The 18,147-nt window shown below is 60.9% G+C and carries 19 protein-coding genes; all 19 read left to right on the top strand.

Annotated elements, in window-relative coordinates:
- The first annotated feature begins 71 nt into the window (after positions 1 to 71).
- The 19 genes from clpP (at position 72) to ispF (ending at position 18,066) form a co-directional block, all read left to right on the top strand.
- The gene (gene clpP / locus ACEVJL_RS09025; RefSeq protein ID WP_008980577.1) at positions 72 to 653 is read left to right on the top strand and encodes an ATP-dependent Clp endopeptidase proteolytic subunit ClpP; all 582 of its coding nucleotides are present in this window, start codon (positions 72 to 74) and stop codon (positions 651 to 653) included.
- 66 nt (positions 654 to 719) lie between these two features.
- Positions 720 to 2,036 (top strand): ATP-dependent Clp protease ATP-binding subunit ClpX, encoded by a 1,317-nt coding sequence (clpX, locus tag ACEVJL_RS09030; RefSeq protein WP_008980578.1) that lies wholly within the window; start codon positions 720 to 722, stop codon positions 2,034 to 2,036.
- A gap of 112 nt (positions 2,037 to 2,148) precedes the next feature.
- Complete coding sequence (gene lon / locus ACEVJL_RS09035; protein WP_374737546.1) at positions 2,149 to 4,569, top strand: endopeptidase La; 2,421 nt, start codon at positions 2,149 to 2,151, stop codon at positions 4,567 to 4,569.
- An 11-nt stretch (positions 4,570 to 4,580) separates the two neighbouring features.
- A complete protein-coding gene (gene yihA / locus ACEVJL_RS09040; protein WP_235398552.1) occupies positions 4,581 to 5,216 on the top strand; it encodes a ribosome biogenesis GTP-binding protein YihA/YsxC in 636 nt (211 codons plus the stop codon).
- A 57-nt stretch (positions 5,217 to 5,273) separates the two neighbouring features.
- Entirely contained in the window at positions 5,274 to 5,960 is a 687-nt protein-coding gene (locus tag ACEVJL_RS09045) for a site-2 protease family protein (RefSeq protein ID WP_325208294.1), read from the top strand.
- Positions 5,961 to 5,973: 13 nt separating this feature from the next.
- Positions 5,974 to 6,780, top strand: a complete 807-nt coding sequence (locus tag ACEVJL_RS09050) for a segregation and condensation protein A (protein ID WP_008980582.1) — start codon at positions 5,974 to 5,976, stop codon at positions 6,778 to 6,780.
- A gap of 12 nt (positions 6,781 to 6,792) precedes the next feature.
- Positions 6,793 to 7,401: an SMC-Scp complex subunit ScpB gene (scpB, locus tag ACEVJL_RS09055; protein ID WP_374737549.1), complete on the top strand. Its 609-nt coding sequence runs from the start codon at positions 6,793 to 6,795 to the stop codon at positions 7,399 to 7,401.
- Complete coding sequence (locus ACEVJL_RS09060) at positions 7,398 to 8,063, top strand: DUF2953 domain-containing protein (protein ID WP_008980584.1); 666 nt, start codon at positions 7,398 to 7,400, stop codon at positions 8,061 to 8,063. Before scpB ends, ACEVJL_RS09060 begins: the two co-directional genes overlap by 4 nt.
- On the top strand, positions 8,041 to 8,463 hold the full coding sequence (locus tag ACEVJL_RS09065) for a GerW family sporulation protein (RefSeq protein WP_008980585.1): 423 nt from the start codon (positions 8,041 to 8,043) through the stop codon (positions 8,461 to 8,463). Before ACEVJL_RS09060 ends, ACEVJL_RS09065 begins: the two co-directional genes overlap by 23 nt.
- An 82-nt stretch (positions 8,464 to 8,545) precedes the next feature.
- On the top strand, positions 8,546 to 9,643 hold the full coding sequence (locus ACEVJL_RS09070) for a serine hydrolase (protein ID WP_374737551.1): 1,098 nt from the start codon (positions 8,546 to 8,548) through the stop codon (positions 9,641 to 9,643).
- A gap of 29 nt (positions 9,644 to 9,672) precedes the next feature.
- Positions 9,673 to 10,386: a pseudouridine synthase gene (locus tag ACEVJL_RS09075; RefSeq protein WP_374737553.1), complete on the top strand. Its 714-nt coding sequence runs from the start codon at positions 9,673 to 9,675 to the stop codon at positions 10,384 to 10,386.
- 236 nt (positions 10,387 to 10,622) lie between these two features.
- Entirely contained in the window at positions 10,623 to 11,495 is an 873-nt protein-coding gene (locus ACEVJL_RS09080) for a MurR/RpiR family transcriptional regulator (protein WP_008980588.1), read from the top strand.
- Positions 11,492 to 12,748: a BaiN/RdsA family NAD(P)/FAD-dependent oxidoreductase gene (locus ACEVJL_RS09085; RefSeq protein ID WP_374737555.1), complete on the top strand. Its 1,257-nt coding sequence runs from the start codon at positions 11,492 to 11,494 to the stop codon at positions 12,746 to 12,748. Before ACEVJL_RS09080 ends, ACEVJL_RS09085 begins: the two co-directional genes overlap by 4 nt.
- 12 nt (positions 12,749 to 12,760) lie before the next feature.
- A complete protein-coding gene (cmk, locus tag ACEVJL_RS09090; protein WP_235398559.1) occupies positions 12,761 to 13,438 on the top strand; it encodes a (d)CMP kinase in 678 nt (225 codons plus the stop codon).
- A gap of 2 nt (positions 13,439 to 13,440) precedes the next feature.
- Positions 13,441 to 14,034: a lysophospholipid acyltransferase family protein gene (locus tag ACEVJL_RS09095; protein ID WP_374737738.1), complete on the top strand. Its 594-nt coding sequence runs from the start codon at positions 13,441 to 13,443 to the stop codon at positions 14,032 to 14,034.
- Positions 14,031 to 15,977, top strand: coding sequence for a bifunctional 4-hydroxy-3-methylbut-2-enyl diphosphate reductase/30S ribosomal protein S1 (locus ACEVJL_RS09100; RefSeq protein WP_374737556.1), 1,947 nt, complete (start codon positions 14,031 to 14,033; stop codon positions 15,975 to 15,977). Before ACEVJL_RS09095 ends, ACEVJL_RS09100 begins: the two co-directional genes overlap by 4 nt.
- A 329-nt stretch (positions 15,978 to 16,306) precedes the next feature.
- Complete coding sequence (locus tag ACEVJL_RS09105; protein ID WP_008980593.1) at positions 16,307 to 16,783, top strand: CarD family transcriptional regulator; 477 nt, start codon at positions 16,307 to 16,309, stop codon at positions 16,781 to 16,783.
- A gap of 75 nt (positions 16,784 to 16,858) precedes the next feature.
- Entirely contained in the window at positions 16,859 to 17,593 is a 735-nt protein-coding gene (ispD, locus tag ACEVJL_RS09110) for a 2-C-methyl-D-erythritol 4-phosphate cytidylyltransferase (RefSeq protein WP_235398562.1), read from the top strand.
- Entirely contained in the window at positions 17,593 to 18,066 is a 474-nt protein-coding gene (gene ispF / locus ACEVJL_RS09115; RefSeq protein ID WP_302668157.1) for a 2-C-methyl-D-erythritol 2,4-cyclodiphosphate synthase, read from the top strand. Before ispD ends, ispF begins: the two co-directional genes overlap by 1 nt.
- Positions 18,067 to 18,147: the final 81 nt, after the last annotated feature.

The following is an 18,147-nucleotide window of genomic DNA, read 5'->3' on the forward strand; positions in this document are numbered from 1 at the left end:
CCGAAAAAGGAATCATGTTCCAATTTTGCGGGCATACTTTGGTATCACTGTTTTGAAAAGGAGTCATTCCCATGAGTTTAGTTCCTTATGTAGTAGAGCAGACCAACCGGGGCGAGCGGTCCTATGACATCTTCTCCCGCCTGCTCAATGACCGCATCATTTTCCTGTCTGAGGAAGTCAACGACACCACTGCTTCTCTGGTAGTGGCCCAGCTGTTGTACCTGGAGAGCCAGGACCCGGACAAGGACATTCAGTTCTACATCAACAGCCCCGGCGGCTCCGTCACTGCGGGCATGGCCATCTATGACACCATGCAGTATGTCAAGTGCGACGTGTCCACCATCTGCATCGGTCTGGCCGCCAGCATGGGAGCGTTCCTGCTCTCCGCCGGCGCCAAGGGCAAGCGTCTGGCTCTGCCCAACTCCGAGATCATGATCCACCAGCCCTCCGCCGGTACCCAGGGTCAGATCACCGATATGGCCCTGCACCTGAAGCGGTTGGAAGTGGTGAAGAAGCGCATGAACCGCATCCTGGCTGAGAACACCGGCAAGAGCATCGAGCAGGTCACTGCCGACTGTGAGCGGGACAACTTCATGTCTGCCCAGGAGGCCCTGGAGTACGGACTCATCGACCGGGTGATCGAGAAGCGGTGAGAAACCGGCGCGCGCCGTAGTTTGGGCGCGCACCCGGTATCACAGAGAATTTGAGGTAATAGTTTCATGGCAAAAAACGACGAAAAGCGGTCTGTCCGCTGTTCCTTCTGCGGAAAGCATCAGGATCAGGTGCGCCGCCTCATCGCCGGGCCTGGCGCTTATATCTGCAATGAGTGCGTGCAGCTGTGCATGAGCATCCTGGAGGACGAGGGAGAGCTGACCCAGGAGGCGCTGGAGAGCGCAATCCCTGACGCCATCCCCACGCCCCGGGAGATCCACGCTGTGCTGGACCAGTATATCATCGGCCAGGAGAAGGCCAAGGTGGCCCTGTCCGTGGCGGTGTACAACCACTATAAGCGTATCTACTTCGGTGGAGCGGAGGATGTGGAGCTGCAGAAGAGCAACATCCTGCTCATGGGCCCCACCGGCTGCGGCAAGACTCTGTTTGCCCAGACTCTGGCCCGGGTGCTGAAGGTGCCCTTCGCCATCGCCGACGCCACCACCCTTACCGAGGCGGGCTACGTGGGCGACGACGTGGAGAACATCCTGCTGCGTCTGGTCCAGGCCGCCGACTACGACATCGAGCTGGCCGAGCGGGGCATCATCTATATTGATGAGATGGATAAGATCGCCCGTAAGAGCGAGAACACCTCCATCACCCGCGACGTGTCCGGCGAGGGTGTCCAACAGGCGCTGCTGAAGATCCTGGAGGGTACCGTAGCCAATGTGCCTCCTCAGGGCGGCCGGAAGCACCCCCACCAGGAATTTATCCAGATCGACACCAAGAACATTCTGTTCATCTGCGGTGGTGCCTTTGACGGCATCGATAAGATCATCGAGAGCCGCCTGGATAAGCGCTCTCTGGGCTTTGGCGCTGAGATCCAGAGCAAGAAGGAGCGCAACGTAGGCGAGCTCATGAAGGAGATCCAGCCTCAGGACCTGCTGAAGTTCGGCATCATCCCCGAGCTGGTGGGCCGTATGCCCATCATCACTACGCTGGAGTCTCTGGACCGGGATCAGATGATGCAGATCCTCACTGAGCCCAAAAATGCTCTGGTGAAGCAGTATCAGAAGCTGATGGAGTACGACGACGTGGAGCTGGAGTACACCCACGACGCCCTGGAGGCGGTGGCCGACCGGGCCGTGGAACGGGGCATCGGCGCCCGTGGCCTGCGGGCCATTCTGGAGGAGGTCATGACCCAGGTCATGTACGATGTGCCCTCCGACCCTACCATCGCCAAGGTGACCATCAACGCCGCCTGTGTCAAGGACGGAGCCGAGCCGGAGATCCTCCGGGATCCCCAGCGCACCCAGCGCCCGCCCTTGGGAAAAGCGTCTCTGCACGCAGAGCGGGGCGGACTGCCCGGTACCCACGCTGGCTGACGAACACAGTAACAGCCCCGCGGTCCCCGGAAAACGGCGGGCCCGGGGCTGTTTTATCTTATGACAGGGGAGCTTTCTCCTGTGAAATACCCCTAGAGAGGAAGTGATTTTCATGGAAAAGGACTGGACGACCCAGCAGGTCGAAACCATGCCTGTGATTGCCCTGCGGGGCCTGACGATTTTTCCCAATGTGCTGATCCACTTTGACGTGGCCCGGGAGATCTCCATCAAAGCCCTGGAGGAGGCCATGACCGCCGGCTCGCCGGTGTTCCTGGTTGGCCAGAAAGATATGGCCGTGGAGAAGCCGGAAGCAAAAGACCTTTACACTGTCGGCACCGTGTCCAAGGTGCGGCAGATCCTGCGCATGCCCGGAGATAACGTGCGTGTGATGGTGGAGGGTCTGTGCCGGGGCAGCCTGGATGAGCTTAAGCGCACCAGCCCCTATCTGGAGGCAGTGGTGCGCACCATCCCTGCAGAGAAGGCGGGCAACAACTCCGCCAAAACGGAGGCCCTTATTCGCTCCACTTACGAGATGTTCCAGCAGTACACCGAGCTGGCCCCCAAGACGGCCCCCGATCTGCTCATCAACGTGCTGGCCAGCGAGGACCCCGGGTACATCGCCGACTTTATTGCCCAGAACATCGCCATGCGCAACAGCGACAAGCAGGCGGTGCTAGAGGAGCTGCGCCCGGTGCGCCGTCTGGAGCGGCTGTACCGCCTGCTGTGCCGTGAGGTGGAGATCCTGGGTCTGGACATGGAGATCCAGAACCGGGCACGGGAGCAGATGTCGGATAACCAGCGGGACTACTACCTTCGGGAGCAGCTCAAGGCCATTCAGGCCGAGCTGGGCGAAGGGGAAGGGGGCGCGGACTCCGAGCTGGGCGACTACCGCAAGAAAATCGCCCAGGCTAAGCTGCCCGACGATGTACGGGAGCGGCTGGAGAAGGAAGTAAGCCGCCTGGCCAAGCAGCCCTACGGTTCCTCCGAAGCTACCGTCATGCGCAACTATCTGGATGTTTGCCTGGAGTTGCCCTGGGGCAAGAAGACCAAGGAGAAGATCAGCGTGGAGAGCGCCCAGAAGGTGCTGGACCACGACCACTTCGGCCTGGAGAAGGTGAAGGAGCGGGTGCTGGAGTTCCTGGCTGTGCGCCAGCTCACGCCCGACTTGAAGGGGCAAGTAATTTGCCTTGTCGGACCTCCCGGCGTAGGCAAGACCTCCATCGCCATGTCGGTGGCCCGTGCCCTGCACCGTAAGCTGGGCCGTATCTCTCTGGGCGGCGTCAGCGACGAGGCCGAGATCCGGGGTCACCGCAAGACCTATGTGGGCTCCATGCCCGGCCGGATCATCAGTGCCATCAACCAGGCGGGCAGCTGTAACCCTCTGCTGCTGCTGGACGAGATTGACAAGATGGGCAGCGACCACCGGGGTGACCCCGCCGCCGCCCTGCTGGAGGTGCTGGACGTAGAGCAGAACAGCACCTTCCGGGACAACTTCCTGGAGGTGCCCTTCGATCTGTCCGACGTTCTCTTTATTACCACTGCCAACACTACCGAGACCATTCCCCGTCCGCTCCTGGACCGCATGGAGGTCATTGAGCTGCCCAGCTATACCGACGAGGAAAAGCTGCAGATTGCCAAACGCCACCTGCTGCCCAAGGAGATGAAGCGCCACGGGCTGAACAAAACTCAGCTCAAGGTGTCCGACGGCGCCATCCGGGAGCTGATCGCCTCCTATACCCGGGAGTCGGGCGTGCGTGTGCTGGAGCGGAATCTGGGCAGCCTGTGCCGCAAGGCGGCTATGAAGCTGGTATCTGAGGATGTAAAGCAAGTTCGCATTACAGATAAGGACCTGAAAGATCTGCTGGGCGCTCCCAAGTACTACCCCGAGCGGCAGGTGCTGGAGGAGCGTGTGGGCGTGGTCAACGGCCTGGCCTGGACTTCCGTGGGCGGCGAGCTGCTGGAGGTAGAGGTCAACGTGGTGCCCGGCTCGGGCAAGGTGGAGCTCACCGGCAACCTGGGCGACGTGATGAAGGAGTCGGCCCATGCCGCCCTCAGCTTCATCCGCAGCCAGGCCGACCGCCTGGGCATCCCCGCCGACTTCTACAAGGAGAAGGACATCCACGTCCACTTCCCCGAGGGCGCTGTGCCCAAGGACGGCCCCTCTGCTGGTATTGCCATCACCACTGCCATGGTGTCTGCACTCACCGGGGCTCCTGTGCGCCGCGGCATCGCTATGACCGGCGAGGTCACCCTCCGGGGCCGGGTGCTGCCCATCGGCGGTCTGCGGGAAAAGACCATGGCCGCCCTGCGCAACGGCATCCAGACGGTGATCATCCCCGCTGACAACGAGAAGGACCTGGACGAGATCGACCAGACCGTGCGCAATGCTCTGAACTTTGTGCTGGTGGATCAGGCGGAGCAGGTGCTGGCCCAGGCTATCCTGGCCCCCGGGGGCGCGCTGGAACGGGACAAGGCTCTGGACGCCAAGCTGCCCGATTCTCAGGGCCGGGGGCACGCCCGCCTGCGGCAGTAAGGAGGAGCAATATGGCCATCAATCTGCAAAAGGCGGAGTTCATTCTCTCCGCCGTGGCACCGAAGTTTTTCCTGCGGGACGGACTGCCCCAGGTGGCCTTTTCCGGCCGTTCCAACGTGGGTAAGTCCTCGGTCATCAACCGCCTGCTCAACCGGAAAAATTTTGCCCGGGTGGGTGCCGCGCCCGGCAAGACCACCCAAATCAACTATTTTAAAATCGACAACGCCTTCTACCTGGTGGACCTGCCCGGCTACGGATACGCCAAGGTATCCAAAGCTGAGCGGGACCGCTGGGGCAAGCTGATGGAGAGCTACTTTGCCGACCCGGAGCTGATGACGCTGGGTGTGATGATCGTAGATTCCCGGCACAAGCCCACGGCGGACGACTGCACCATGGCTCAGTGGTACCGAGAGGCAGGCTGCCCCTTTGTGGTGGTGGCCAATAAATTGGACAAGCTGAAAAAGAGTCAGGTGGAGCCCAACCTCCAGGTGATCCGGGAGACCCTGGAGCTGGGGGAGGGGGATGTAGTCATCCCGTTCTCCGCAGAGAAGGGCACCGGACGCCAGGAACTGGTGAGCGCCATTCTGGCCAGCGTGGAGGGCCGTAAGATCCCCGGCGCTTGTCAAGGGGAGCAAAACTTGGTATAATCCCAATATTAACTCTCCATTCGATGTTTTTTCTCTGGCGGAAGGAAAGGTTCAATCATGGGTGCGCTGACGGAATTTTCAAACTATATGGACTGGCAGGGAATGCTCATGTTTCTGATGAGCGCCGTGGCCTGTCTCATCTGCCTGACCATCCACGAGCTCTCCCACGGGCTGATTGCCCGGCAGCTGGGGGACCCCACCGCCAAAGTGAATGGGCGGCTCACCCTCAACCCTCTGGCCCATATCGACTGGGTGGGCCTGTTCTTACTGCTGACCGTAGGGGTGGGCTGGGCCAAGCCTGTGCCGGTAGATATGCGTAACTTCCGCAATCCCAAAGCGGGCATGGCGGCTACCGCTCTGGCGGGTCCCATCTCCAATTTCCTGCTGGCTCTGGTATGTATTTGCCTGGGCGGCTTTGTGCTACGGGATGGCATGGGAAGGGCCTGGTCGGCCTATGTACTGCTGTTTTTATGCCAGCTGGCGGTGCTCAATGTGGGACTGGGGGTATTTAACCTCATCCCCATCCCGCCGCTGGACGGCTCCCGGGTGGTGAGCGCCTTTCTGCCCGACCGGGCCTACCTGTGGCTTATGAAGCGGGAGCGGTTTCTCATTGTGGCGGTGGTGCTGCTGGCCTGGTCCGGCCTGCTGGGCGGGCCGCTGGAGGCTGCCATCGCCTGGGTCATGAAGGCCATGTGCCATGTGGCCGGATTCCCCTTTGCCATTATGGAATTCTACTTCTTCTAAGGGAGGGGCGGGATTGGACAGTCCCATCTATCATTTGCAAGGGGTGGTCAAGGACCGCTCCGAGGATCTGCAGGACTTTGTGGGGCCTTTGGACCTTATTTTGCACCTGCTGAGCAAAAACAAAATGGAGATCAAGGACATCCAGATCTCCCTGATCCTGGACCAATACCTGGCCTGGATGAACCAGCGCAAGCAGCTGGATCTGGAGGTGGCCAGTGAGTTTGTTACCATGGCTTCCCATCTGGTGTATATCAAGACCCGGATGCTCCTGTCCATCCACGACGAGGAGGCTATGAGCGAGATGGAACAGCTCATTGCCACCCTGGAGGCCCATCAGCGCAACGAAAACTATCTGAAAATCAAAGAGATCGTTCCCCTGCTGGACCAGCAGTTCAGCTATGGCCGGGACTTTATCACCAAGACCCCCGAGGCCATCCAGCCCGATCGGGCCTACCGCTATATCCACCCCAAGGAGGATCTGCGGAAAGCCATGGGGGATGTTCTGGCCCGCTCGGACAATAAGCTGCCCCCGCCGGTGGCAGCCTTTCAGGGCATCGTGGGCCGGGAGCCCTATCCGGTGGCCGAAAAGGCCGCCGAGATCATTCAGCGGCTGGTCCATCTGGGGGTCACCCGGTTCCGCGCCCTGTTCCGGGGCAACCGGAGCCGCTCGGAGGTGGTAGCCACCTTCATTGCGGTGCTGGAGCTGTGCAAGGCCCACCGCCTGCGTCTGGCGGGCACCGAGGAGGACTGTACCGTCACCTGCATTCAAGGGGAGGAGGCCCAGCCTCTGGATATCACCGCCGATGCACCGGAGGAATAAGGGGGGAGAGCCATGGAAGTGAAGGAATTGGAGGCCGCGCTGGAGGGCATCCTGTTTGCAGCGGGAGAGCCGGTCGGCGTGGAGCGGCTGTGTCTCAGCCTGGAGACCGACCGGCCGACCCTGGACGCGGTAGCCCGCCAGCTCATGGACCGCTACCGCTATGAGCGCCGGGGCATCCGCATTGTGCGTATGGACGCCAGCTATCAGATGTGCTCCGCCCCGGAGTATGCCCCCTATATCCGCAAGACCCTGGAGGGGCGCAAGCCGCCCCGCCTGTCCCAGCCTGCCCTGGAGGTGCTGGCTATCATCGCCTATTACCAGCCGGTGACCCGTGCCTATGTGGATCAGATCCGAGGGGTGGACAGCGCCTATACCGTAGGTCTGCTGCTGGAGCGGGAGCTGATTGAAGAGAGCGGCCGCCTGGCCGTGCCGGGACGGCCCATTTTGTACCGCACCACGAAAAATTTCCTGCGCTCCTTTGGCATGGCCTCTCTAGAGGAGCTGCCTCCGCTGCCGGATGGCTCTCAGGAGGGCAGCCAGATGACCCTGGAGCTGGAACAGGCGGTGGAGCGCCTGCGGGCTGAGGAGGCCGGGGAAGCGGCCCCGGAAGGGGAAAAATGACCGGCTGGATCATTGCCGGAGTGGTGGTCCTGCTGATTTGGCTCATTGGCCGTGTTCCATTGGGGGCAGGAGTCTCCCGCACCCGGGAGGAGGGAAACCGAATCTGGCTGCAGCTGGGTCCGGCCAGCATCACGCTCTATCCCCGGCCAAAAAAGACCCCGACAAAACCGGCCAAAGAGAAAAAAAGCAAACCGGCTAAGGAGAAAAAGCCCAAAAAAGAGGGCAAACCTCGAAAGCCCTTTACCCGGGAGCAGATCGTCACATTGGTGCGGCGATTTCTCGCCCTGGGTCTGGAGGCGGCGGGGAGCTTCCGGCGCAAGCTGTGTATCGATGTGCTGGAGCTGGACCTGATCGTGGGCAGCCCTGACCCGGCAGATGCGGCTATGGACTACGGTAAGGCCAGTGCGGCTCTGGGCGCCCTGTGGGGACCGCTCAACGAGGCGTTTCGGGTAAAAGATGGCCGAGCCCGGGTAGATGTGGACTTTCAGCAGGAGCATTGGGCTGTTTGGGGCCGGCTCCAGATGACCCTGACGATCGGACAGCTGGTATGGCTGGGCCTGCGCTACGGCGCGGCAGCCCTGAATATTTTGCGGGAGACCCGCAGAGACACAAATGACGCAGAGAAAGGCGGTCGCAACGATGGAAAAGCAGCATCCTCTTAATGATCTTATGAGTGTGGCGGCGGACAAGCTCCGCGCCCTGGCCGACTCCAACACCGTGGTGGGTCAGCCCATTCAGGCGGGGGACGTGACCCTCATTCCCGTATCCCGCCTGTCCTTCGGCATCGCCAGCGGCGGCACGGAGTACTCCACCAAAAAGCAGGCCGTGGGGGGCGACAATGCCTTCGGCGGCGGCACCGGAGCCAGCGGCAAGGTGGACCCGGTGGCGTTTCTCATCGTGCGGGGTGACAGCGTCAAGCTGCTGCCTGTGATGCCCCCGCCCGCTACCACCCTGGACCGGGTGATCGAGACCGTGCCCGAGGTGGTGGACAAGGTCACCGACTTTATTGACAAGCAGCAGGCCAAGTCAGCCGCCAAGGCGGAGACCGATCTGGCCGACTGATCCGCGCTTTTTTCAGCGCCGCTGCAAGAAACGGAGAAAACCGGTCATCCTAACCCCAGAGATCCGAAAGGAGGAGATGGGGTTGAGAAGAGGAACGGGAGTGCTGTTGGCAGCGGCGCTGTGTTTTGCCCTGCTGCCCCGAGCGGATGCGGCGGAGGTAACCGTTTTGGCCCAGAGCGCGGTGCTCATGGAGGCAGAGAGCGGCCGGGTGCTGTACGCCAAGGATGCGGACACCCCACGGCTCATTGCCAGCACCACCAAACTGATGACCGCCCTGGTGGCCCTGGAATCGGGGCACAGTCTGGAGGAGGACGTGACCATTCCGGCCGAGGCGGCCGGGGTGGAGGGTTCCTCCCTCTACCTGAAGAAGGGAGAAACTGTAAAGCTGAAAACCTTGCTGTATGGCATGCTTCTTCACTCGGGCAATGACGCTGCCACTGCAGTGGCCCTCACCTGCGCCGGCAGCCTGAAGGCCTTTGCCCAAAAGATGAACGAGAAAGCACAGCAGCTGGGCATGACCAACAGCCATTTTACCAACCCCACCGGGCTGGACGGGGAGGAGCACTATTCTTCTGCCTACGACATGGCCCTGCTGGCCAGGGCATGCCTGGCTGTGCCGGAGCTGAAGGAAATCACGGCCACCCGTTCCACCACCATGGAGGGGCGGTCCTTTGTCAACCACAACAAGCTTCTCTGGCGCTATGAGGGGTGCGTGGGGATGAAGACGGGCTACACCCAGGCGGCGGGGCGCACCCTGGTGTCGGCGGCGGAGCGAGACGGTATGACCCTTATCGCCGTCACCCTCAACGCCCCCAGCGACTGGGCGGACCACGCCGCCATGCTGGACTACGGGTTTGAAAACTACCACCTGGAAGAGGCGGTGACGGCGGGACAGAGTCTGTGCAGCCTGCCTGTCTCCGGCAGCTTGGTGCCCTTTGTTTCTCTAAAAGCGGAGGAGACCCTGCGCTGGCCGGTGGGACCGGGCGAAAGCCTGGAGACCCACCTGGAACTGGGCGGCCTCACCAGCCTGGAGGCTCCGGTGCAGGCGGGCGTGCCCATGGGTCGGGTAGAGGTGCTGCTGAACGGGGAAGTGGTGGGAGAGAGAGATCTCTCCTGTGCCATTGCGGTCCATCGGGACCGACAGGAGCATACCGGATGGCTGGATTGGCTGTTTGGATAAACAGATGAAACAAGAAAGGGGCGGTCTCCTTGGAGGAACGGCTGCAAAAATTGATTTCCCAGTGCGGATTGGCTTCCCGCCGTACGGCGGAGGAGTGGATCACAGCGGGACGGGTAACGGTAAATGGCCTTCCGGCTCAGCTGGGAGACCGGGCCGACCTGGACCGGGATCGGGTAGAGGTGGACGGCCGTCCTCTGCGGGGGGGCAGCCCCCGTACATACCTCATGCTCAACAAACCCAGGGGGTACGTGACCACCTTATCTGATGAGAAGGGGCGCAAAACGGTGGCCGCTCTGGTATCGGGCTGCGGAAAGCGGGTCTGGCCGGTGGGACGGTTGGACCTGGACTCCGAGGGGCTGCTGCTTATGACCGACGATGGGGAGCTGACCAACAGTCTGCTCCATCCCAGCCATCAGGTGGAAAAGGAATATCTAGTGTGGGTGACCGGGGATGTGGAAACCGCCCTGCCCATTCTGTCCGGCCCCATGGAGCTGGACGGAGAGCCGCTGGCTCCGGCCAAGGTGACCCGGGGCCGGGAGAGCGGCGGAGTGACCCAGTTGTCCATTACCATTTATCAGGGGAAAAACCGCCAGGTGCGGCGGATGTGCGCCCAGGCGGGACTGGAGGTCACACGGCTCAAACGTATCCGAGAGGGACAGGTGTCCCTGGACCGGAAGCTCAAGCCGGGACAGTGGCGGCCGCTGACCGCCCAGGAACTGGCGGCTCTGCGGAAGCATTTGTAATATCTTGGGAAAATGCAGGCAAATTTTTGCAAGATTCCAGCGCGGACTTGCAAAAATGGCTTGCATTTTTTTCTTGGAACCGTTATGATAGAGGATGGGAATTTTGCCGTTTCCCGGCATCCTTTCCCGGAAAACTCCCTGGTTGGCCGCCAAGAGCGGGGCAGGCAGAGCGGGGAGAGAGACAGACGGCTTCTTCCATGCAGGAAGGGGCCTACATTGTCAGGAGATGAAGGATTATGAATCGGGATATTCTGGCCGTGATCCAGGAAAATATGAATACCTTCTCCAAGGGGCAAAAACGCATTGCCAACTATATCTTGGAGTCTTACGATAAGGCGGCCTTTATGACCGCCAGCCGTCTGGGCAAGCGGGTAAATGTGAGCGAGTCCACTGTGGTCCGCTTTGCCGCGGAGCTGGGCTATGACGGCTACCCCAGTATGCAAAAGTCCTTGCAAAAAATGATCCGCAACCGGCTCACGTCGGTGCAGCGCATCGAGGTGGCCAATGACCGCATCGGCGACCAGAATGTGCTGGACATGGTCCTCCAGTCGGATATTGAGAAGATCCGTCTCACCCTGGAGGATATCGACCGGGACAGCTTTGACAAGGCTACCGACGCCATTGTGGCCGCCCGGCGCATCTACATCATCGGTGTGCGCTCCTCTGCGGCCATCGCTACCTTCCTGGGCTTCTATTTCAACCTGCTGTTTGATAACGTGGCCATGATCACCGCCAACACCCCCAGCGAGGTCTTTGAGAGCCTGCTGCGGGTAGGGGAGGGGGACGTGGTCGTCGGCATCAGCTTCCCCCGGTACTCCAGCCGGGCGGTGCAGGCCATGAATTTTGCCCGGGACCGGGGCGCTACTACCATCGCCATCACCGACAGTGACGCCTCGCCCCTGGCCGTCAGCTCCAAGTACACTCTGAAGGCCCGCAGCGATATGGCTTCCTTTGTCGACTCTCTGGTGGCTCCTCTCAGCCTGGTCAACGCCCTGCTGGTGGAGGTCAGCCGGAAGAAAAATGAGGATCTGTCCAAGACCTTCCAGACTTTGGAGCAGATCTGGGAGGAGTACGGGGTCTATCAGAAGGCTCAGGACGACCAGGTATGACAGATGTATTGGTAATTGGCGGCGGAGCCGCAGGAATGATGGCGGCTCTGGCCGCCGCAGATCAAGGCACCCAGGTGTGCCTGTTGGAGCGCAATCCCAAGGTGGGACGCAAGCTGTATATTACCGGCAAGGGCCGGTGCAACGTAACGAACCACTGCGGCGTAGAGCAGGTGCTTGCCAGCACCCCTAGAAACAGCCGCTTTCTCTACGGGGCCATGACCCGCACACCGCCTCAGTGGGTGGAGAACTTCTTTGAGGAGCTGGGCGTGCCCCTGAAGGTGGAGCGGGGAAACCGGGTCTTTCCCCAGTCTGACCGCTCTGCGGATATCATTGACGCATTGTTCCGCGCTCTCCAGCGCCGCAAGGTGCCCATCCTCCAGGATCGGGTACTGGAACTGCGTCCTCAAGAGGACGGCTCCTTCACCGCGGTGGGGGAGGGAGGCGAATATTCCGCCCGGACGGTGGTGCTGGCCACCGGAGGGGCGTCCTACCCCGCAACCGGCTCCACCGGAGACGGCTACGCTATGGCTGAGGCCCTGGGGCATACCATTGTTCCGGCCAAGCCCTCTCTGGTGCCTTTGGAGGCGGAGGAGTCTTTTTGTGCCCAGATGCAGGGCCTGGCCCTGAAAAATGTGGTGCTGAAGGTCAAAAACAAAAAGAAAAAAGTGATCTTCCAGGAGCAGGGGGAACTGCTGTTCACCCACTTCGGCATGTCAGGGCCCCTGGTGCTCAGCGCCAGCGCCCACATGCGGGACTTTGAGAAGGACCAGTACACCTGCGTCATTGACCTCAAGCCCGCCCTGGACGAGGAGAAGCTGGACCAGCGCCTTCTGCGGGAGCTGGGTGAGAACGCCAACCGGGACATGCACAATCTGCTGGGTGCTCTGGCGCCCCGGCTGTTGGTGCCTGTGCTGCTGGAACTGACTCAAATTCCCGGAAACCGGAAGGCCCACGATGTGACCCGTCAGGAGCGCCGGCGGCTGCTGGAGACCCTGAAGGGACTCACCATCCACGTAAAAGGTCCCCGCCCCATTACCGAGGCCATCGTTACCTCCGGCGGGGTAAAGGTGGGAGAGGTAGACCCCAAGACCATGGAGTCCAAGAAAGTTCCCGGGCTGTATCTGGCCGGAGAGCTGCTGGACGTAGACGCCTACACGGGAGGCTTCAATCTCCAGATCGCCTGGGCCACCGGCCGCTGCGCAGGAGAGAGTGCGGCCCATGCTGCTCAGGAAACCGGAGAAGAAAACGCATAGGGAGAGAGAACTATGGAAAATCGCAGTATCGCCATCGACGGCCCCGCCGGGGCAGGGAAGAGTACCCTGGCCCGAGCGCTGGCCAAAGAGATCGGCTATCTGTATGTGGACACCGGAGCCATTTACCGCACGGTAGCCCTGCGCTGCAAGCAGGAGGGAGCCGATCCCTCTGATCCGGAGCAGGTCGCTCCGCTGCTGGAGGGACTGGACCTTCGCATGGCTTACGGGGAAGACGGTGTACAGCATATGTACTTGTCAGGCAAGGACGTGTCCGAGGACATCCGGCACCATGAGATTTCCGGTATGGCCTCCCAGGTGGCCGCCCTGCCCCAGGTGCGTGCCTTCCTGCTGGACTTCCAGCGCCGTCAGGCTCAGGAGCACGACGTGGTCATGGACGGACGGGACATCGGCACGGTGGTGCTGCCCCATGCCGGGGTAAAGATCTTCCTCACGGCTGATCCCGAGGCCCGTGCCCGCCGCCGCTGTCTGGAGCTGGAGATGCGGGGAGAAAAGACGGAATTTTTTGAGATCCTCCACGATATCCAGCAGCGGGATTATCAGGATGCCCACCGGGAAGTGGCTCCCCTGCGTCAGGCCGAGGACGCGGTGCAGCTGGATACCACCCATCTGGATCTGAAGGGCAGCCTGGAGGCCTTGATCAATCTGGTAAGGGAGAGAATCGCCCTGTGAGTATGGAAACGATTTACCGGCTGCTGTACTGTATTGTAAAGCCATTTTTCTGTCTGTGCCACCCGGTGCGGTCCGTTGGCCGGGAGAATATCCCTGAGGGGGCTGTGGTGCTGTGCGCTAACCACACCGCCCTGACCGATCCCCTGTTTGTCTGCTTTGCAGCAAAGATGCGCTACCAGATCCGGCCTATGGCCAAGATCGAGTTGTCCCGGGTGCCCCTGATCGGCTGGCTGTTGGGCAAGGCTGGGGTCATCTATGTGGACCGCGGCCACGCTGATGTAAAGGCGGTCAAATCCGCTCTGGCCTGCCTGAAGGGAGAGGGCAAGCTGCTGATTTTCCCCGAAGGGACCCGAGTCCACGAGGGTGAGGATGTGGCGGCCAAGGGGGGTGCGGCCCTGTTTGCCACCCGCACAGGAAGCCCCATCCTGCCGATATATGTTACCCGGAAAAAGCCCTGGTTCCGGCCCACTACGGTGGTCTTCGGGCAGCCCTTCCATCCCCAGATTGCAGGGCGGAAAGCGACCGCGGAGGAACTGGACCAGATCACCCATACGGTGATGGACCAGATCCACCAGCTGGGGGAGGGGTTGGAATGAAGATCCGTCTGGCCAAGTCCGCCGGCTTCTGCTACGGTGTGAAGCGGGCGGTGGAGCTGGCTGAGTCGGCCGCCCAGTCCGGAGAGCCCTGTGTCATGCTGGGCTATATCATCCACAACAGCGATGTGGTGGACCGTCTGGCCAGCCAGGGCGTGAAGGTGGTAGAGGATCCCGACCAGGTGCCCCAGGGGTGCGGTGTGATCATCCGCTCCCACGGGGAGAGCTGGGAGACCTATGAGCGCCTGGAGAAGCGGGGAGCCCGTATCCTAGACGCCACCTGTCCCAATGTCAAGCGCATCCATCAGATCGTCTCCCAGGCGGAGGAGCAGGGGAGACAGCCGGTGATCATTGGCACGCCCCATCATCCGGAAGTGACTGCCATCGCTGGTTGGTGCAGCCATCCGGTGGTGCTCTCCGGCGCCCAGGAGCTGGAAGCGTGGCTCCAGGAGGACGAAAACAGGAAAAATCTTCCGCTGACTTTTGTCTCTCAAACCACCTCTACCAGAAAAATCTGGGACGGGTGCGTGAAAAAAGCAAAAAAAGAGTGTACAAACGCGGAATTTTTTGATACAATATGCGGAGCGACATCGAAACGCCAGGAGGAAGCCCATCAGTTCGCCGCGCAGTGCGACAAAATGGTGGTCATCGGCGACGGTAAAAGCTCCAACACCAAACGCTTGGCGGAGATTTGCCGGGAGTCCTGTCCGGATGTGCAGCTCATTGAGCGCGTAGCGGACTTGGATTTAAGCCGGCTGGCCCAGGCAGAAGTTGTCGGCATCACGGCGGGTGCTTCGACTCCCGCGTGGATAATAAAGGAGGTCTGTGACAAAATGAGCGATGAAATCATGGAGATCGAAAAATCCTTTGCGGAGCTGCTGGAGGAGTCGATCAAAACTTTGAATACGGGGGATAAGGTAACTGGTACTGTGGTTGCGATCACACCCACTGAGATCCAGGTTGATCTGGGCACCAAGCACGCCGGTTATATTCCCGTATCCGAGCTGACTGATGATCCCACTGCCAAGGTGGAGGATCTGGTCAAGGTCGGCGACGAGATCGAGACCTTTGTGGTCCGCGTCAACGACCAGGAGGGTGTTGTCACCCTGTCCAAGAAGCGCCTGGACGTTGTCAAGGGCTGGGAGGAGATCGAGACCGCCCGTGAGAACGAGACCGTGCTGGAGGGCGTGGTCACTGAGGACAACAAGGGCGGCGTGGTCGTGTCCGTGAAGGGCATCCGCGTGTTCGTTCCCGCTTCTCAGACTGGTCTGCCCCGCGAGACTCCCATGAGCACCCTGCTCAAGCAGAAGGTGCGCCTGGTGATCACCGAGGTCAACCGTGCCCGCCGCCGCGTGGTGGGTTCCATCAGCCGCGTGCTGCGCGCTGAGCGTGCTGCCGCCGCCGAGAAGGTCTGGGCCGAGATCGAGGACGGCAAGCGTTATACCGGCACCGTGAAGTCCCTGACTTCTTACGGCGCTTTCGTGGACATCGGCGGCGTGGACGGCATGGTTCACATCTCCGAGCTGTCCTGGTCCCGTATCAAGCACCCCTCTGAGGTGGTGAAGGTGGGCGACACCGTGGACGTGTACGTCATCTCCGCTGACCCCGAGAAGAAGAAGATCTCTCTGGGCATGAAGGATCACAGCCAGGATCCCTGGACTGTGTTCACCAGCACCTATCAGGTGGGCGACGTGGCCAACGTTCGCATCGTGAAGCTGATGACCTTCGGCGCCTTCGCCGAGATCGTTCCCGGCGTGGACGGCCTGATCCACATCTCCCAGATCGCCGATCACCGCATCGAGAAGCCCGGCGACGTGCTGGCTGAGGGCGATAAGGTGGACGTGAAGATCACCGACGTGGATATGGAGAACAAGAAGGTCTCCCTGTCCATCCGCGCTCTGCTGGAGGCTGCTCCCGCTGAGGAGGAGCCCGAGGTGGAGGAGTAATCCTCATACGCTCAAGCGCTGCATCCGAACCATCGGATGCAGCGCTTTTTTATGCTTCAATGAGCTCTACACCAGGGAAATAGAGGTAAAATATTTGTGAAACCTGGGGCAGAACTTGTCAAACGGGGAAAAAGTGGTTATAATAAAAAAGAATAAAGCCCTGCGGATACATATTTGCTCCCCTGTGACCCCAGGAGACGAATGACGAGAGCGCAGCCAACAAAGTGAGGGAATTGACGAAAGAGCCCCGGAGAGAACTGAATCTACCCAAAGAACAAGCGTGCACAAGCAGGTTCAGGCTTTTCCGGACTGAAGTGGAGGTGTAGGCGTTGTTTCAGATCGGAGATAAGGTGGTCCACCCCATGCACGGGGCGGGTATCGTAGACAGCATCGTACAAAAGAAGGTCAATGGGGTCATGCGGGAATACTATGTGTTGAAGCTGCCGGTGCGTGCCATGGTGGTCATGGTGCCCACAGAGAACTGTGAGGAGATCGGCGTGCGTCCCATTGTGGACCGGGAGCAGGCAGACCGGGTATTGGCAGCCATTCCGGACATCCAGGTGGAGATGACGCAGAACTGGAACCGCCGCTACCGGGAAAATATGGAGCGGATCAAAAGCGGTGACCTGTTCGAGGTGGCCCGGGTGGTAAAGGGACTGATGCTTCGGGATGTGCAGAAGGGCCTGTCCACCGGGGAGCGGAAGATGCTCCACTCCGCCAAGCAGATCCTCATCTCTGAGATCGTCATGTGCCAGAGCAGCAGCTATGAGGACGTGGAGGCGTGCATCGACCACGCCTTGGCTTGACATATCTGCCGGGGCAGAACAATAGGATGAGAAAGAGGGGCCGGAAGGGCTCCTCTTTTGCAAGGAGTGAGACATATGGCAGGATTGCTGTCCCGGCTGGGGCGGAAGCAGAAAAAAACGGTGCGTGCGGCGGTGGTAGTAGCTGCTGGCTCTGCCACCCGGATGGAGGGGATTGACAAGGTACTTACCCCTCTGGCTGACGTGCCGGTGCTGGTGCGTACCCTGCGGGTGTTCCAGAACTGTGACGACATCGACGAGATCGTGGTGGTCACCCGGGAGGACCTGCTGGTGGAGGTGAGCCAGCTGTGCAAGGCCTTTGCCCTGGATAAGGTGAGCAAGGTCGTGGTGGGCGGTAAGGAGCGGATCCACTCGGTGCTGTGCGGCCTGCGGGAAGTACGGCAGGACGCGGAGCTTATCGCCATCCAGGACGGCGCGCGGCCTTTCCTGACCCAGGAGGTCTTAGGGGAGGTGCTGGAAAAGGCGGAAGCCACCGGAGCCGCCGCTCCCGCCATCCCGGTGACCGACACCATCAAGCGGGTGGAGAACGGACTGGCGGTGGAGACCCCGGACCGCTCGTCTCTCTTTGCGGTACAGACGCCCCAAGTGTTTGAGGCGGGGCTCATCCGGGCAGCGGTAGAAAAGGCGGTGGAGGAGGGCGTAGCCCTCACCGATGACTGCGCCGCCGTGGAGCGGCTGGGGATGAAGGTATCCCTCACCCAGGGAAGCCGGGAGAATATCAAGATCACCACGCCATTGGACCTGTTCCTAGGCGAGGCGATTCTGGACGCCAGAGATGGGAGGGTACTGTGATGCGCATTGGACATGGATACGACGTACACCGCCTGGTGGAGGGGCGCAAGCTCATTCTGGGCGGGGTAGAGGTACCTCACACTTTGGGGCTACTGGGCCACTCGGACGCCGATGTGCTCACCCACGCAGTGATGGACGCCCTGCTGGGGGCGGCAGCTCTGGGCGATATCGGCCGCCATTTCCCGGATACCGATCCGGCCTATAAAGGGGCGGACAGTCTGGTTTTGTTGGACCATGTGATGGCTCTGCTGGACCAGGCGGGCTGGAAGGTAGGTAATGTAGATGCCACCATTCTGGCTCAGAAGCCCAAGCTGGCCCCCCATATCCCTCAGATGCGGGACAATCTGGCCCGACACATGGGAGTGGAGCCGGAACAGGTGAATGTGAAAGCCACCACCGAGGAGAAGCTGGGCTTTACCGGTGCGGAGCAGGGCATTGCCGCCCACGCGGTGTGCCTGCTGGAACGAAAATAAAATAAGCCCCCGCAGGGGCAAAGAGAAAAATAGAGCATAGACTGGTCCAGGGGAGAAGGACTCGGCATGGTCCCGGCCCCC

The sequence above is a fragment of the Flintibacter porci genome (genome assembly GCF_041925195.1).
Lineage (GTDB): Bacteria > Bacillota > Clostridia > Oscillospirales > Oscillospiraceae > Lawsonibacter > Lawsonibacter porci.

Bases quoted from the DNA above. Each gene is read 5' to 3' on its own strand.
- clpP (WP_008980577.1), top strand. From the start codon at position 72: ATGAGTTTAGTTCCTTATGTAGTAGAGCAGACCAACCGGGGCGAGCGG.
- clpX (WP_008980578.1), top strand. From the start codon at position 720: ATGGCAAAAAACGACGAAAAGCGGTCTGTCCGCTGTTCCTTCTGCGGA.
- lon (WP_374737546.1), top strand. From the start codon at position 2,149: ATGGAAAAGGACTGGACGACCCAGCAGGTCGAAACCATGCCTGTGATT.
- yihA (WP_235398552.1), top strand. From the start codon at position 4,581: ATGGCCATCAATCTGCAAAAGGCGGAGTTCATTCTCTCCGCCGTGGCA.
- ACEVJL_RS09045 (WP_325208294.1), top strand. From the start codon at position 5,274: ATGGGTGCGCTGACGGAATTTTCAAACTATATGGACTGGCAGGGAATG.
- scpB (WP_374737549.1), top strand. From the start codon at position 6,793: ATGGAAGTGAAGGAATTGGAGGCCGCGCTGGAGGGCATCCTGTTTGCA.
- ACEVJL_RS09060 (WP_008980584.1), top strand. From the start codon at position 7,398: ATGACCGGCTGGATCATTGCCGGAGTGGTGGTCCTGCTGATTTGGCTC.
- ACEVJL_RS09065 (WP_008980585.1), top strand. From the start codon at position 8,041: ATGGAAAAGCAGCATCCTCTTAATGATCTTATGAGTGTGGCGGCGGAC.
- ACEVJL_RS09080 (WP_008980588.1), top strand. From the start codon at position 10,623: ATGAATCGGGATATTCTGGCCGTGATCCAGGAAAATATGAATACCTTC.
- ACEVJL_RS09085 (WP_374737555.1), top strand. From the start codon at position 11,492: ATGACAGATGTATTGGTAATTGGCGGCGGAGCCGCAGGAATGATGGCG.
- cmk (WP_235398559.1), top strand. From the start codon at position 12,761: ATGGAAAATCGCAGTATCGCCATCGACGGCCCCGCCGGGGCAGGGAAG.
- ACEVJL_RS09095 (WP_374737738.1), top strand. From the start codon at position 13,441: ATGGAAACGATTTACCGGCTGCTGTACTGTATTGTAAAGCCATTTTTC.
- ACEVJL_RS09100 (WP_374737556.1), top strand. From the start codon at position 14,031: ATGAAGATCCGTCTGGCCAAGTCCGCCGGCTTCTGCTACGGTGTGAAG.
- ispD (WP_235398562.1), top strand. From the start codon at position 16,859: ATGGCAGGATTGCTGTCCCGGCTGGGGCGGAAGCAGAAAAAAACGGTG.
- ispF (WP_302668157.1), top strand. From the start codon at position 17,593: ATGCGCATTGGACATGGATACGACGTACACCGCCTGGTGGAGGGGCGC.